The 15,983-nt window shown below is 49.4% G+C and carries 15 protein-coding genes; 11 read left to right on the plus strand and 4 right to left on the minus strand.

The features are described 5' to 3' along the window. Positions 1-344 precede the first annotated feature (344 nt). The 8 genes from I2I11_RS11655 (at position 345) to I2I11_RS11690 (ending at position 7,883) form a co-directional block, all read left to right on the plus strand. Positions 345-587: a hypothetical protein gene (locus tag I2I11_RS11655; RefSeq protein WP_196267884.1), complete on the plus strand. Its 243-nt coding sequence runs from the start codon at positions 345-347 to the stop codon at positions 585-587. A gap of 2 nt (positions 588-589) precedes the next feature. After that, positions 590-880: a type II toxin-antitoxin system RelE/ParE family toxin gene (locus tag I2I11_RS11660; RefSeq protein ID WP_196267885.1), complete on the plus strand. Its 291-nt coding sequence runs from the start codon at positions 590-592 to the stop codon at positions 878-880. A gap of 198 nt (positions 881-1,078) precedes the next feature. Then, positions 1,079-1,741, plus strand: a complete 663-nt coding sequence (locus I2I11_RS11665; protein ID WP_370582970.1) for a porin family protein — start codon at positions 1,079-1,081, stop codon at positions 1,739-1,741. Between the two features lie 389 nt (positions 1,742-2,130). Continuing rightward, positions 2,131-3,147: an MBL fold metallo-hydrolase gene (locus tag I2I11_RS11670; protein ID WP_196267886.1), complete on the plus strand. Its 1,017-nt coding sequence runs from the start codon at positions 2,131-2,133 to the stop codon at positions 3,145-3,147. Between the two features lie 64 nt (positions 3,148-3,211). Next, entirely contained in the window at positions 3,212-3,742 is a 531-nt protein-coding gene (locus I2I11_RS11675; RefSeq protein WP_196267887.1) for a hypothetical protein, read from the plus strand. Positions 3,743-4,048: 306 nt separating this feature from the next. Then, the gene (locus tag I2I11_RS11680; protein WP_196267888.1) at positions 4,049-5,866 is read left to right on the plus strand and encodes an ABC transporter ATP-binding protein; all 1,818 of its coding nucleotides are present in this window, start codon (positions 4,049-4,051) and stop codon (positions 5,864-5,866) included. Positions 5,867-6,012: 146 nt separating this feature from the next. Continuing rightward, on the plus strand, positions 6,013-6,879 hold the full coding sequence (locus I2I11_RS11685) for a DUF2911 domain-containing protein (protein ID WP_196267889.1): 867 nt from the start codon (positions 6,013-6,015) through the stop codon (positions 6,877-6,879). Positions 6,880-6,959: 80 nt separating this feature from the next. Beyond that, on the plus strand, positions 6,960-7,883 hold the full coding sequence (locus I2I11_RS11690) for a class I SAM-dependent methyltransferase (protein WP_230680128.1): 924 nt from the start codon (positions 6,960-6,962) through the stop codon (positions 7,881-7,883). Between the two features lie 142 nt (positions 7,884-8,025). On the opposite strand, the gene I2I11_RS11695 is transcribed toward I2I11_RS11690, so the two are convergent. The 4 genes from I2I11_RS11695 to I2I11_RS11710 form a co-directional block, all read right to left on the minus strand. After that, on the minus strand, positions 8,026-8,211 hold the full coding sequence (locus I2I11_RS11695; RefSeq protein WP_196267890.1) for a hypothetical protein: 186 nt from the start codon (positions 8,209-8,211) through the stop codon (positions 8,026-8,028). 265 nt (positions 8,212-8,476) lie between these two features. Beyond that, positions 8,477-10,168, minus strand: a complete 1,692-nt coding sequence (locus I2I11_RS11700) for a sodium:solute symporter family protein (protein WP_196267891.1) — start codon at positions 10,166-10,168, stop codon at positions 8,477-8,479. After that, complete coding sequence (locus tag I2I11_RS11705; RefSeq protein ID WP_196267892.1) at positions 10,165-10,314, minus strand: hypothetical protein; 150 nt, start codon at positions 10,312-10,314, stop codon at positions 10,165-10,167. Before I2I11_RS11705 ends, I2I11_RS11700 begins: the two co-directional genes overlap by 4 nt. A gap of 132 nt (positions 10,315-10,446) precedes the next feature. Next, positions 10,447-12,981, minus strand: coding sequence for a PIG-L family deacetylase (locus I2I11_RS11710; protein ID WP_196267893.1), 2,535 nt, complete (start codon positions 12,979-12,981; stop codon positions 10,447-10,449). Positions 12,982-13,581: 600 nt separating this feature from the next. On the opposite strand from I2I11_RS11710, the gene I2I11_RS11715 reads away from it, so the two are divergent. The 3 genes from I2I11_RS11715 to I2I11_RS11725 all read left to right on the plus strand — a co-directional run bounded on the left by I2I11_RS11715 (position 13,582) and on the right by I2I11_RS11725 (position 15,968). After that, positions 13,582-14,280, plus strand: coding sequence for a hypothetical protein (locus I2I11_RS11715; RefSeq protein WP_196267894.1), 699 nt, complete (start codon positions 13,582-13,584; stop codon positions 14,278-14,280). 196 nt (positions 14,281-14,476) lie between these two features. Beyond that, positions 14,477-15,145, plus strand: coding sequence for a DUF2461 domain-containing protein (locus tag I2I11_RS11720; RefSeq protein ID WP_196267895.1), 669 nt, complete (start codon positions 14,477-14,479; stop codon positions 15,143-15,145). A gap of 322 nt (positions 15,146-15,467) precedes the next feature. Continuing rightward, complete coding sequence (locus I2I11_RS11725) at positions 15,468-15,968, plus strand: hypothetical protein (protein ID WP_230680131.1); 501 nt, start codon at positions 15,468-15,470, stop codon at positions 15,966-15,968. The last annotated feature ends 15 nt before the right edge of the window (positions 15,969-15,983 follow it).

Raw genomic sequence — 15,983 nt, forward strand, 5'->3', positions numbered from 1 at the left:
TAAAAGAAGCCCGGTCAATGAGCCGGGCTTCTTTGTTTTACAGGGCGGCGACGTTCTTCTGGAAGAAGTCCCTGAACTTCTTTTTGGTCAGGGAAGTAACGAGCACGTGCAGGATGTGGCTTTTGTTATCTTGTCAAGTTCGCTCAGGCGCTGGAGTATGGCCGGGTACTGAGCAGATTAGCTATTGCAGTCCCGGCATCACGTGAAAATACAGGCAGACGGGACTGGCAGAACTAAAGGTCATAGTTGCTAAGTATCATCCGATGGGCTAAAATGTTATTGTAAGGTTACTACAAGAAACTATAAAATACGTTATCTTTATGGTAGAAACAGCAATAAGAGTTATGGATATACAAGCCGAAAAGCTAGCCTTAATCCAATGGCTGGCCGGTATTAACGACAGCCAGGTAATTAGCCGGTTCCGGGCCTTGAAGCGCACCAGCGAGGAAACAGTACAGGAAACACTAAGCCCGGCGGAAACAGAAGCTATCAGCCAGGGCCTACAGTCTATAAAAGCCGGTAAGGTTAAATCTCAGGAGGAAGTTATCCGGTTAACGAGAGAAAAGTACCCGCAGCTTTTCCGGTAAGCATGAAGCAAATTATATGGTCAGACGATGCCGTTACTGATTATTACCAAACCATTGATTACCTGCTCTTGGAATGGCCGGAGCAGGTAGCTATTACTTTTATAGAAGAAGTGGAAGCTGTGCTGGATGTTCTAAAACTACAGCCGGAATTATATCCTTTAAGTTCTTACCCAAACGTCAGAAGGGCAGTTATCAGAAAACAGGTAACGCTGTATTATACCCTTAAGAAAGAAGAAATAATATTAGTGCGCTTCTGGAATACCTACCAAAACCCTGATAACTTAAAAATATAAGCCAGGTCAAAAGTTCATGAAATAAAAATCTAACGGTAAGCCAGCAGCAGGTAAAGCGGTGTTCGGGCGCTGCCCATGTTATTCTGTCCGGCTGATTGATTACAACAATGCTATACTTCCGGCGTTACGGCTATACTTGCTTTTAAACAACAATAGCCGTAACTTGGTATAAGGATTTATACTTCAGACCTTTCATACGTGAGAAACATACCTAAATTTATACTTGCTGTCTGCCTGCTTTGCTCAGGGCAGGCGATAGCGCAAACAACGGGCAAACCTGTGCTGGATGCTGCTCCGGTGCCTGCTGCCACTTTAGCGCCGGTTGTTGACTCCGCTCCTACTGCTATCGAAGCCGTAAAGCCAAAACCCGCCTGGCAAGGCCCGAAACTCAGCTACGGTTTATCTGCAGGCGCCAGCTTTAGCAACGGCTTTGGTGGCGCCACTTACCTGGAGCCCTCGGTACGCTACCAGGTAAGCAACCGCTTCCGGGTAAATGCCAGCCTGACTTACGTAAATGTGATGCCCTATAATACTTCTCTAACTTCATCGGAGGGCAATACCGTAGTATACCGCAACAGTGGCGGCAGCCATTATATCATGAGCGCTGGCGTAGACTACTTGGCCAGCAACCGGCTTATACTGAGCGGCAACATCTGGCGCGATTTCTCCAATATGCCGCAAAACAGCTATAACCTTTACAGTCCCGGCCGCATGGGCGCCGACTTTAAGGCAACCTACAAAATCACCGAGAATCTATCAGTAACAGGCGGTATCCGCTATACTGACGGCGCCTCGCCTTTTGCCAGTCCATACTATAATCCGGGCTACAGCAGCTTCGGGCCGGGCGGTTTCGGGTACTAAACAAGACATAGACTTTCACTAAAAATGCTTCTCTTTAAACGGAGAAGCATTTTTTATACTTACCCGGTCAGATTATGTATAAGTATAGCTCAAACCTTGCACTGTGCGCAGTTCCTGCAATTGTCTGGCCTGCTACAAAGCAATTTGTCTGAATCATGATTTTCAGGATAAAAGGATTATCAGGATGGCTTTATTGTAGAGACGCCATATTGTGTGTCTTGCCTGCTATACAGCCTTTAAATTTATACTTCAACATCCTGTTTATCCTAAAAATCCTGTAAATCCCGATTCAGACAATTTCTGCTTCTTATCTTTTCAGAACCCCGGCACTACCTCAACCTAATCCAGCGTTAAGCGGTTAAAGAAACAACAGCAACTCAAAACAGACCTTGTCACAAGAAAATAAACATATCCGCCACATCAGAAACGAACGCCTTAAAACGATAAAACCAGGCTACAGAGGCAACAAAACAGTAGATGGCCGCTTCGCCAACACCAATGGCGTTTTTAAACCTGATTTCAGCAATGTGCTGCGCTGGAAACTAAGCAAAAATCCGCAGGCCGAAGAGAAAAAGCGGGACAACTACACGCCACCTGTGCAGCCCGGCTGTGATTTTATGAACTCGCAGGAGGACATGGTGGTATGGTTGGGGCATGCCAGTTTTTTCATCAGGCTACAGGGGCTTACGTTTCTCATTGACCCCGTTTTTTACGACCTGCCAATGCTGAAGCGCCGCACCAGGCTTCCTTGTGCGCCGGAGCAATTGCGGCCTGTTGATTTCCTGCTGCTATCGCACGGCCACCGCGACCATCTTGACAAAGACTCCATCCGTACTGTTTTCCAGAACAATCCGCAGCTAAAGGCCCTGGTACCGTTGCGTGCCGGGGAGCTGCTGCGAAGTATAAATCCGCATTTACCTTACCAAGAGGCCGGCTGGTACCAGCAGTATGGCCTGGTGCCTGATAATGTGGAAGTATACTACCTGCCGGCTTCGCACTGGCACCGCCGCGGCCTGAATGACATGAACAAAGTGCTGTGGGGCAGCTTTCTCCTTAAAACGCCCGAGCTGACTATATACTTCGCCGGAGACACGGCCATGTCGGGCCATTTTGAGGAAATCCAGGAGTTGTTTGGGCCGATGGATGTTTGCATTATGCCCGTTGGTGCTTACAAACCTGCTTTTATGATGGCCAAAAGTCACGTAAATCCGCATGAGGCGGTGCGCGCTTACAACCTTTTGCAGGGCGGCACCTTTATCCCAATGCACTACGGCACCTTCGACCTGTCGGATGAGCCGGCCAGCGAACCGGTGCGCCTGCTGGAACAGATTGCCGCTGCCGGTATGCTACAGGGCCTCAAAGTGCCCTCTATCGGTGAGCCGGTGCTGCTGCGCGAGTTATATTAAGGTTATTGCTACGGATTTATACTTGCATTTTCATCCTCCAGCCAGTTAGTAGTAATTGTGAATTATGAGAAGATACAAAGTTGTAATACTTCTGTTGCTGCTTTCCTGCCAGCCTGAAACTAAACATATTGCTTCAGATGGTTTAGAAGAAGGTAATACAGAGGAACACAAGTTTTATGACTTTGATTTTGAGTTCACGAGGTACTTCTCCCCAGTAGGTGTAACAGAAAAGTTTGTTCTCAGAAACTCAGGATTGAACCCAAATGAGGCTTTTAAGGAAAATCATTTATACTATATCAGGTACGCCAGCCAAGAAAAGATAGAAGAGCCTCCTAAGCCCGACACGGCAGTAGTTGAATTGGATAAAGCGCACTTAGATTCTCTTTACTCTATTGCTTCAAGTTACATGAAGTTAAAGCACTCAGCAAATGTTTCGCCTAATGAGATACCGCTGCCACCTGTAGCTGACTCTGAATGGGTATACGCAGAGATTACGCTTGATTTAGGCTTTAGAGGAGACAAGCATTCTGTAACTACTGCTCAGTTCAGCGCATTGTATCAGTACTTGACAAGAATGAAGAGCAAAAGCCGCTAATACGACACATAAGCAAAGCTTCGGCTGATGGCTCGCGCACTTTATGTACAAACCGCTACAAGTATAAAAAGATTTCGCGTATTTCAGTACTATACTACAAACCCCTCCCCTGCTTTATTTAAACAAATTTCATATAAGCGCTTCTTTCACCAAACTCCACTTTAATGCTTACCTTTGTGAGATTTTGCGGGGCTGTGGCATTATTGGCGCAACTTACCTGTTGCATGCACAGCAATCCCGCCGCCGCGGAGGCATTTTCAGGCCAACCGCAGCTTAAACATAGTATAAGCAGAGTTTCATAACTAAATGGCAAAACGCGGAATCGGGTTAAACGGCGAGCAGGAGAAAGAAGGCAAAAAGCGCATCAGCAAAGAGAGCCTCCAACGCGGGCTTCAAATCTTTAACTACGTAGTACCCTACAAGTATAAATTCATTGTCGGCCTGGGATTCCTGGTGCTCTCCAGCACCACGTTCATGGTGTTCCCGTACCTGGTAGGCAAGTTGGTCGATTCCTCTACGGGCAATGCCGATTGGTTCCTGAAAGACATCAACATGATTTCGCTGGGCCTTTTCGTGGTCATTCTGCTGCAGGGCATCTTCTCCTTTTTCAGGGTATACTTTTTTGCGCAGGTCAGCGAAAATGCCATCGCCGACATTCGCCGCGACCTCTACAGCAAGTTTGTAATGCTGCCGATTCCGTTTTACGAGAAGCGGCGTGTGGGCGAAATTACCAGCCGCATTACCACCGACGTGGCGCAGGTGCAGGACACCTTCTCAATAACGCTGGCCGAGCTGTTCCGGCAAATTACGACGCTGCTGGTTGGTGTCGTTATCATCATGTGGACGTCCATCAAGCTGTCGCTGTTTATGCTGGCTACCTTTCCGGTGCTGGTGGCGCTGGCCTTTGTGTTTGGCCGCAAGATAAAAGGGCTGTCTAAACGGACGCAGGACGAACTGGCCAATACCAACGTGATTGTGGAGGAAACGATGCAGGCCATCAACACGGTGAAGGCTTATACCAACGAAATGTTTGAGGTGGGCCGCTACAAATCCTCCCTGAACAAAGCCGTGAAAACCGCCTTATCTGCCGCCTATTACCGCGGAGCGTTCATTACCTTTATCATTGTTGGTTTGTTTGGCGGCATTATTCTGGTGATTTGGTACGGCTCCACGCTGGTGCAGCAGGGCGATATTAAGATTGGCGAACTGATTTCATTTATCATTTATACCGTGTTTATCGGCGCTTCGGTGGGTGGTCTGGGCGAACTGTATGGCAAAGTGCAGTCCGCATTGGGCGCTACGGAACGCATTCTGGAGATACTCAACGAGCAGGAGGAGCCAACGGATAAGAGCCTGCGCGCCCTAAACGAGGTTCCTAAACTCAGGGGCGATATCACCTACAGCCATGTCGCTTTCGCCTACCCTACCCGCCCCGATATTCCGGTGCTGCGCGACATGAGCTTTGGCATCAGAGCCGGCGAGAAGATTGCCCTCGTGGGCCCCAGTGGCGCCGGAAAATCCACGATTGTGCAGCTGCTGATGCGCTTTTATGACGTAGCGGCCGGAAGTATAAGCGTGGACGGCAAAGATATCCGCGAAATGAACCTGACGACGCTGCGCGCCAACATCGGCATTGTGCCCCAGGAAGTGCTGCTCTTTGGCGGCACCATCCGCGACAACATTGCCTACGGTAAACCGGAAGCCACGGAAGACGAAATAATTGCCGCTGCTCAGAAAGCAAACGCCTGGAACTTTATCAAAACCTTTCCGGAAGGCTTAGACACGCTGGTAGGCGAGCGCGGTGTAAAACTATCGGGTGGGCAGCGCCAGCGCGTGGCTATTGCGCGGGCCATATTGAAGAACCCGGTTATACTTGTGCTGGATGAAGCTACCAGCGCCCTCGACTCAGAATCGGAGCAGTTGGTGCAGCAGGCCATGGACGAGCTGATGAAAAACCGCACCACCATTGTGATCGCGCACCGCCTGGCCACCATCCGCAAGGTAGATAAGATCCTGGTGATAGATGGCGGCGAGATTGTAGAAGAAGGCTCGCACGACGATTTATCCAATAATGAGAACGGCATTTACGCGAATCTCCTGAAACTGCAGTTTGAATTGAGTTAGAGCAATTACGCTGGAGCGTGGAAGTATAAATAATGACATACTTCTACTACTTAAAATAAGCGGATTAGTGGCTAAACACCATTCGATTAATCGCGCTATTGTGTGTACTTTTACATATCACAAACTACTGTTTATAGTATCCAAATATGAAGAAAACATTTATAAGCTTTGCCTTTGCTGCTGCGCTGCTGGGTGCAGGCGCTACACAGGCACAGGGCATCAAAATGCCGGCGCCAAGTCCATCCTCCAAAGTAGAGCAGGCGGTAGGCCTTTCTACCGTTACCGTGGATTATTCCCGCCCGTCAGCCAAAGGCCGCACTATTTTTGGTGATCTGGTGCCTTACGACAGGATATGGCGCACCGGCGCAAACGGCTCTACCGACATTACTTTCCCGGATGATGTGACGCTGGAAGGAAACAAAGTACCGGCCGGCAAGTATGCGCTTTACACCATCCCGGGCAAAAATGAGTGGACCATCATCCTCCATAAAAACACGGAGCTTTGGGGCGATGGCGGTGCCGATTACAAGCCGGAGCAGGACCAGGTTCGTTTTAAGGTAAAGCCACAGCAAAACCCGCGCAAGGTGGAGACTTTTCTGATCGACTTCGCCAATGTTACCAACAACTCGGCTGACGTGGAGCTGCTCTGGGACAATGTGGTGGTGCCGTTTACGATAAAAACGGACGTAGACAGCAAAGTTATGAGCCAGATACAGGAGCAGGTGGTGAACGGCACCAATGTAGAGCCCGGCCTGTATGCCTCAGCTGCCAACTATTACTACAACACTGACAAAGACCTGCAGCAGGCACTGACCTGGATGAAGAAGGCCAACGAAAAAGACGCCAAGTTCTACAACCTGCATGCGCAGGCAAAGATACAGGCCAAACTGAAGAACTATAAAGACGCCATCAAAACCGCTGAGAAATCGATGGAGCTGGCGCAGAAAGAAGGCAATCAGGATTACGTGGCGCTGAACCAGAAAGCCATTGCCGACTGGAAGAAAATGAAATAGAGCTTTCGCAGCTTTTAACGTATAAAAAGCCTCTGGTGCAATACCAGGGGCTTTTTTGTCCACACTAAAATTTGATTTTATTGGAAGATAATAAAGAGAAAAAACACTCGGAAGAACACCTGGGGCCAGCCCGCGAATATTGGTGGAACGACGATTATCTGGAACTGCTGGCCAACCGCCTGTACATCCCCTATACCCAAACGCTGGTAGATATTGGCTGCGGCAAAGGCATGATGGGCTTCAAATTTTCGAAGTACCTGCCCGACGGCGCCACGGTGTATGGCGTAGACTACGAGCCCGGCTATATTGCCGAGGCGCAACAGCGGGCGCAAAGCATTTATGGCCATAACCATATCAACTATGCCTTTAAAGTCGGCAACGCCACCGACATTCCGCTGCCCGATAACATAGCTGACCTTACGCTTTGCCAGACGCTGCTGATACATGTAAAAAACCCGCAGCGCGTGATTGACGAGATGATTCGGGTAACGAAGCCAGGCGGCTGGGTGCTGGCACTGGAGCCGAATAACCTCGTGCCTAACCTGATGTTCGACCGCTATGGCGAAACGGATTTTGATGTAGAAAGTACGCTGGATGTGCTGGAAATAAAGCTCCGCATCGAGAAAGGAAAGAAAAACCTGGGCGAAGGCTTTAACTCGCTGGGCGACGTTCTGCCGGATTTATACTTAAAAGCCGGGCTGCTGGATACCAAAGTATGGATTTCGGATAAAGCGCTTGCCATCATTCCGCCTTACGACACACAGGAAAAGATGCTCCGCGTGGAACAGATGCTGCAATGGGTAGAAACCGAAGCGATGGGCTACGATTACCAGGACAACCTGAATTACTACATGGCCGGTGGCGGCACCAAAGAAAAATTTGATGCGTACTGGCAGAAGTTGCTCTACAACAAAATCATGCTAAAGCAGAAGCTCCAAAATGAGGAATATGTATCCGCTGGCGGTAGTTTGGTGTATATTGTGGCGGGACGGAAACCGAGATAATGATTATAATTTCGGCGGCAGGAGAAATCTATTACAGGTTCTGTGTTGCTTATACTTGTATTTATACTTTTCGGCTATACTTGATAGCTGCTTTTTATCCTCAGTTTTATACTTGTCTTGTTACACTTTTGCTTTGGTGCCCTCAAGGCCGGGAGGCCTCGTCCCTGGGCATCGCGCGGTGGCGTGAACCTGCGCCGGAGCGCTGCCGCCTGCGCGGCACCGGAACACACCAATCGAGGGCCCCTACCCCCAGGCGCTCAACCCAGGGACTGGAAATATTTCGATAGCTGCTGTTTATACTCTGGTTGAAGAATAAATTGTGCTGCATTGATTATCCTTTCTGTCATTCTGAAAGAATCCTGGTGAAAGTGAGGTTAAGGTATTACTATGAAACTCGTGCTTTGGCGTGAGCATCAGAGCTCCCTCTCCTGTTTTGGAGGTAGGGGCCCTTGACAACAGGAGATGGTTGGGGTGAGGTAAATTCCCCTCCTTAGAAAAGGAGGGGTTAGGGGTGGTTGGATTTGGCTATGCTCTGTTGCCATGAAGACGCAAGATGCTGCTTCTCTACATCCTCAGCAAGCAGCAACCAACAATTACACCTTCTCCCTTCCCAGCAGCGGCTGAAGTATAAAGCCGAATAAAATGACACAGGCGCAGCCGATAACGTTGAACCACAGGAAAGCAATATCGGTATAAAAATGGCAGTAAAGCACCACGAGTTCGGCCAGCACAGCCGCCCAGAAAACGGCATTCCCCCGGATATACTTAAAGTAGAAAGCTACCAGGAAAATGCCAAGTATGGTGCCATAAAAGATGGAGCCGATGATGTTGACAGCTTGTATCAGGTTATCGAGCAGCGAAGCGTAGGTGGCAAACAGTACCGCTATCAGTCCCCACCCTATCGTAAATAATTTGGAAGCGATAAGATAATGTTTCGGGCTTGCGTGCTGCTTTACGGAGCGCCTGTAAATATCTACGACCGTGGTGGAGGCCAGGGCGTTTAATTCGGAGGAGGAAGATGACATGGCCGCCGAAAAAATAACGGCCAGCAGCAATCCGACTAAACCGGCAGGCAAATATTTCATCACGAAAGAGATAAAAACATAGTCTGTGTCTTTGGTTTCGGCCTTTGGTGTTGCTTTGCTGATAACGCCCTTTACCTCTTCGCGCACGGCTTTGGCAGCCGTAGTCAGGGCATCTACTTTATTCTCAGCAATGACGATGGCTGCTTCATTTTCCGTTTTTAAAGCGGCCACCAAGCCATGCACTGCTTCCTGCTTTTCCTGGAAAGCAGCCGTATACTTTGTTTCCAGTTCCCGCATTTCGCCGGCGTAAGGCGTGGCGTATACTTTGCTTCTGGCAGCCTCGTTGAAGAAAACCGGCGGCTGGTTGAACTGGTAAAACACGAATACCATCACCCCGATAAACAGAATCATAAACTGCATCGGAATCTTGAGCAGTCCGTTAAACAGCAACCCCAGGCGGCTTTCAGCTATGGATTTTCCGCCGAGGTAGCGTGCCACCTGGCTTTGGTCGGTGCCGAAGTAGGAAAGGGCCAGAAACAGGCCACCTGTCATGCCCGACCAGAAATTATACCTGTCGTCCCAGTCAAACGAGAAATCCACCACGTTCATCTTTCCCATTTTACCGGCCACGGCCACGGCATCGCCAAAACTGACGTTTTCCGGCAAGTACTGCACCACCATAAAACCGGCTACCAGCATGCCGCCCATCATCACAGCCATCTGCTGCGTCTGCGTTACGCTCACAGCTTTGGTGCCGCCCGATACCGTATAAATAATCACCAGCACGCCAATAATCAGGTTTGTTGCCGTTAAGCTCCAGCCCAGCATGGTAGAAAGTATAATAGCGGGCGCATAAATCGTAATGCCTGCCGCCAGCCCGCGCTGCACCAGAAACAGCAAGGCCGCCAGAGAGCGCGTTTTCAGGTCGAAGCGGTTTTCCAGGAACTCATAGGCCGTGAAGACATTCAGCCTATAAAAAATAGGGATGACCGTAATGGAAATAATCACCATGGCGATGGGCAGTCCGAAGTAGAACTGGATGAAGCGCATGCCGTCTTCATAGGCCTGACCGGGCGTAGAGAGAAACGTGATGGCGCTGGCCTGTGTCGCCATGATGGACAAGCCGATGGTCCACCATTTCATGCTGTTATTGCCTTTCAGGTAACCTTCTATGTCCTGGCTGCCACGCGTTTTCCAGACGCCATAAATCACGATAAAGCCAAGCGTACCCAGCAGTACTATCCAGTCAAGTGGCCTCATTCGTAGAATTTGGTGATGATGTAGAACAAGACAATCAGGAAGGCCAGGTTGCCCAGCACGAGCCAGTACATACCTGCCCAGCTCTTGAAAAAGGGTGGCTTCTCCAGAGGCGGTTCCGTATCAACCGGTTTTGATTTATCGCTCATAGTTTGTTTTTGATTGAGAAAGGACTTTCTGCAAAAACCTCGCAGCGTGCGCAGCTCCTGTGAATGTCGGGGTCACTGGTTCAGACACTCGCGGGAGCTGCGCACACCGCGAGGTCAGGGTAGCTGCTTATCTCATTTCTCTGCTTTGCTGCCTGTATCAACACTATTCTTCCCCAATGATATTAAATTGGCAAACAGGCGGTATGCGCCGGGCACGCCGGCAGGCAGTTCTCTGAAGAAAGCATAGCCTGTATAGATGTAGTTTCCTTTGCCATAAGGCGCTACCAGCAAGCCGCCGTTCAGTGGCGCTTCGTCGGGGTCGTTGGATGAAAGTATAGGCTGGTATTCTTTGCTCCACTCGCTCGGGAAGTATAAACCGCGTTCCTGCACCCATCCTTTAAAATCCTGCGCTGTGATTTTGTTAGGCGTGTTGAGTACCGGATGATTGGGCTGCAGAAAACGGACCTCGGCGTCTTCAACCGTCACGCGATCATGTGAAAGCGTGAGCGGGTATGGTGCGATATTGGGCGTTACCAGGCCATAGCTATTATTGTATTGCACAATCAGGTTGCCGCCGTTCTTCACGTATTCCATCAGAACAGGCTGATAAAACCGCAGGCGGTCTACAGTATTGTAGGCGCGCGCACCCATGATGATGGCATCGTACTGCTGCAGGTTACTCAGGCGCATGTCCTGGTCTTTCAGCAGCGTTACGTTATAGCCGATTTGCTCCAGGCTGGCTGGTACTTCATCGCCTGCACCCATTAGGTAGCCAATCTGCTGGCCCTGCTTCTTCAGGTCGAGTTTTACGATTTTGGCTGTGGCCTCGGGGAATGTTACCTGCGCCGGAATGTGGCTGTACTTTATCTCGTTTAAGCCCTGGGAATAGTTCTTCCCATCTATAGTGGCAACCGCTCTCAGCGTTCCCTCCTGCTGGTTTTGCGGCGGATGCACTGTAAAAGTCACCAACTGCTCAGCGCCTTTGTTTTTCAGGTTAAAGGGCACGGCAGCAGGTTCAGCACGCCATCCCTGCGGCAGTTGCAGCTTTACGTTTCCGGCCAGGTCATCTTTTCCTGCTTTCACCAGCACCTGTACCTGTTTCGGATCCTGACTGGCAAACATGTATACTTTGTCGGAGATGTTCACAAAAACCGGTGGCGTTACAATAAACGGCCGGTATACTTCGCCTTCCACCGGGTCTGTGCGTTTGTACACGACCGGCACCGTCAGCGTGAGCGGCTGGCCCGCTACCTGCAGGTCAAAAGCAACCCGTGCGGCGGGTGCGTTCTCGGGCATACCCACCTCCTGCTGATTTTCTACGGCATACATGCCCACTGTACCCGGCTTGCGGAGCCAGTAAGGTTGGGCGTATGGCGTGTTTTCAGGTATGGTGAGGGCAGTAGTATACTTCAGCGGCTCGTTGTTTGCCAAAGGCTGGTTTATAGCTGTATCTTCCCTGGCGAAAGTATAGGTTATACTTTGCAGCGTAATCGGCACAGCCGAGCGGTTAATGGCCTCGATTTGCAGCTTTACCGGCGCACCGGGCGTGGCGGCATAATCGGCGGCGATTACTTCTATGTATAGACCCATTGCCTCCTGTATCACATCCTGTAACTCTTCCGCCTTCACACGCTTCCAGTAGCCATCCGGCAGCTTATCCAGCTCTTTTTTGGCTGAAACAAGTATGGGCACTACCGCTGCAGGTGCTGTCGGTTGGTAAGCCTCAATGGCTTTTTGGATGAGCTTCTCCACTTTTTCGCCGCCTTTCACGCGGCTCCAGCTGGTGCTGATGTTCTCGAACAGCGCTTCTTCCGCTTTATCGCCTTTTACGTTTTGAAGGTATTCGATGGCGCTGCCACGGGTGCCTGCTGATCCGAATCCCTGGCTTTTGTGCATGCTACGGCTCTCGGCAGCAATTTCGCCGTAAGATTTGCCCAGCAGCGGGTTATAGCCACCCACATCTATCTTCAGTAAATCCTTGCCATACTTTTCAAACTCCTCCTGGCTTTTAAACGACCAAGCTCCTGTGTTCCACAGCAGGCGCTTGGTTTGCCATACCTCAACATACTTGAGCTGTTCCGGAAAACGCTTCGGATCTCCGGCAGCTGTAAAAGCTTCAGCGGCAAGTATGGCCGAAGCTGTATGGTGGCCGTGGCCGGCACGGGCATCGGGCGGAAAGCGCGTAATCATCACATCCGGCCGGAACTTGCGGATCACCCACACCATGTCGGCCAGCACCTGCTCTTTGTCCCAGATAGTAAACGTTTCTTCCGGATTCTTAGAGAAGCCGAAATCATTGGCACGGGTAAAAAACTGGTGCCCGCCATCAGTACGCCGCGCCTGCAATAGCTCCTGCGTGCGGATAATGCCGAGACCTTCGCGTATCTCCGGCCCAATCAGGTTCTGCCCGCCATCGCCGCGCGTAAGCGCCAGGTAGCCGGTATTGTACAGCTTTTCGTTGCTCAGGTAAGCAATCAGGCGGGTGTTTTCATCGTCGGGATGGGCAGCCACATACAGCACGGAGCCCAGCACATTGAGCTTTTTGAGGTCCTGCAGCACTTTGGCTGCTGAGGGTTTCGCGGGGGCCTGCGCCTGCAGCTGCTCAGAACCTGTTAACAGCAGTGCCAGCAATAAGGTACTCCGGAGCAGCAAAAAGTATTTTCTCATTGTACAGAATTCTTTGTTTCGGGTGCAGCAGGATACCGCTGTTCCGTAAAGCTATTAAATTTTTGCCATGCCAGCATAACCTGAGTTTACGCTGCAGACAGAAACATCCCTGTACCAGACAAACGGCTAAACTATTCAATCCGGGCAGCAGTCAATTCCGTATTCATTTAGCCCTGATTCATGAAAGTATCGTAACATCAGACAAAAAGCTTTTGAAGCGTGCAGGGACGCTAAAAGTACATGATTAGCAATCCCGGCAGGAGTATACTCGGTTATCCTGGCCTTGTCTTAGCCGGCAGGTTTGAAAACATACAAACCGTGCACAGCTATTGTACTAAGCCGATATTCCTTTTCGTTAAAAGTGCTGGACTGTTTAGGTTACCCTATAAAAACAAATAAATATTTAAAAAAGTATAGCGATTACTTTATAATATACACTTTCGGTCATATATTTGTGATGTACAAAGAAAAAACGAGACATTCTCTACTTTGTAATTCAGAACAAGCTTGCCAGTTATGGTGGTTTATTTATTATGCCTTGATTGTTATTCAATTATTTAAGCCTCAGATCCTTCCTTTCATCTTAAACAGACATTTTCTATGGCTAAACTGCAACAAAGCAACATAGAAGACTTTGCGTATGACTACCTTCATATTTATTACGCTGCCCGCTATCATACGCAGAACATCCTTACAAGCAAGGCTGAGAGAACAAAAAAGGGCGATGCAGCTACCGGGCTGTTTGCATTAAAGACAAAAGGTAATGCCGCATTTGTAGCCGCACTGAATGCGCGACTTTCAGGGGAGATTGCCAGGCTCCTGACCCGCTATAAAAAGCAGGGCCTCAGCAAAACCCGATTGATAACGGCTTTTGTTCTGTTTACCACCCTGTTGTTTTCAGGTAAAACCATAGGCTATTATGGGGTTGTGCTGTATCTGTTGCCGGTAGTTGCAGGGCTTACAGGATTTATACTGCACTCATTGCTCGAAAAAAAATATTTGAAATACCGGCTGAAGCGGTTGGTAGATGAATTGAAAAAAACGCCTGCAGACGAGCAGTGGATTGGTATATCGGTTAGTAGCCTCACCTTCCGGCACAATGCATTGGCCGCCTATTTTGTTAACATCTGCAAGCGCCGTGGTATAGGCGTTTTAACGGTGGGCAAACGCGCCAAAGTGGTACAGTTACAGGAACCGCGTACCGTTCATTGCCGCCGTGGCGATTTCCTCTCGTATTATAGGTCTGAGGATCAGATACGCCGGGCATTGGGCGATAACACGATGCTGCGGGTAGCTTAAACTGCTGATAAATCTCTTTTTACAGGTAAGGCCTCTTGTTGTGGATGCAACAAGAGGCCTTTTTATGCAGTAGAAAGAACTTAACCTTAAAGAACAGACTTATGACTTTCATACTAATAATTATTCTGGTGATAATACTCATTATCGGGATTATCTGGTTTAAATCAAAAACACCGAAGTAAACTGCCGCCCGCCAATGAATATAACCTTCGTCCTGAATTTTTTGCGAGAATTGCAGCAAAACAACAGCAAAGCCTGGATGGACGCGCACCGAAGCGAGTACCTCCAGGCAAAAAGCTTCTTCAGGGAGTTTGTGGAGCAGTTGCTGGCACAACTCAAAACCATTGACCCGGCACTGCACGCCACCACAGCTAACGACAGCATTTTCAGGATAAACAAAAACGATTTTTCTAAAAAAGGAGAAGCGCCGTACAAAGGTCATTTTGCTGCGGGCATATCTCCGGGAGGGCGGCATTCGGCATTCGCCAACTATGTATTTGTACTGGAACCTGGTAACAAATCCAGGGTGGGCGGCGGCATCCGGCAACCTGCTCCCGCTTTGCTGGCGCTCCTCCGGCAGGAAATTGATTACAGCCCAGGAGAACTGGAGGCCATACTTGCGGCTCCGGCATTTAAGTCACAGTTCGGCACGCTGCAGGGGCAGCAGCGTAAATCAGCGCCCAAAGGCTATGCCAAATCGCACCCGGCCATTGCGTTGCTCAGGTATAATGGCTTCCAGGCACTTCATTTCTTTACAGACGAAGAGGTGCAGCAACCTGACTTTATTTACCAACTATTACCCCTGTACCGGCAGCTGATGCCATTGCACCATTTCCTGAACCGGGTTATAACCAATGAGGCTTGAGTAAGCGTTTTTATACTTGTCTTACAGCATAAGAGCCTATATTACAACTGCTGCCAGCTTGCGCGGGAACACATCCACTTACCCCTCTCCGGCACACCTGATTACATCAAAGATTTAAATAAGTAACATGCAAAAGGTATAAAGACCGGCTTATTGGACACATAATTCTGCAGTTTACTGCGCTCGCAGATACCAGCCGCCTGTAAATTATAAAAAATATGAGTTTCTTTAAATAAAGTACGTATATTGTGTACTTTTTCTCCACTGCGGATCGTATATATTTTATGCAGGGTCTCCGCTAATCCTCCCGAGCTAAGTTATCATGGAAACACCTTCCGGTATTACTCCTTATTACTATGAGTTCGCTCATCTTCTGGATCAGTGGCCGGCACCTATACAATTAACGCGGCCCGGCGGTGATACTTTTGTAACCCTGCTGATGCATACCAACTGCATTGAGGCTAAATGGGCCGGACATATTACTGCAGACGATGTGGTAACAGCAGCAAAGCTGGCTATAAAATTATTGCAGAAAACACCTTGCCATGCTCTGCTCAACGACAAAGGCGATGTAACAGGCGACTGGACCGAGGCTAATGACTGGCTGGAATTTGAGTGGCTGCCTCTGGTAATGCAGGCAGGGCTACGGTGCATGGCGCATATTTACTCCGATAACATGTTCAGCCGCCTTTCGGCACGCGACCTGCAACAGCGCATAACGCCCACCCTGCAAATGCAGAATTTCAATGACCGCCTGCATGCCGAAATGTGGCTGGCACAATGCCTGAACCCTCCGCCCGTACCTTCCATATCCAAACTATAGTTAAGCGATACCTGG

Origin of the sequence: Pontibacter rufus, assembly GCF_015694705.1 — a bacterium.
Lineage (GTDB): Bacteria > Bacteroidota > Bacteroidia > Cytophagales > Hymenobacteraceae > Pontibacter > Pontibacter rufus.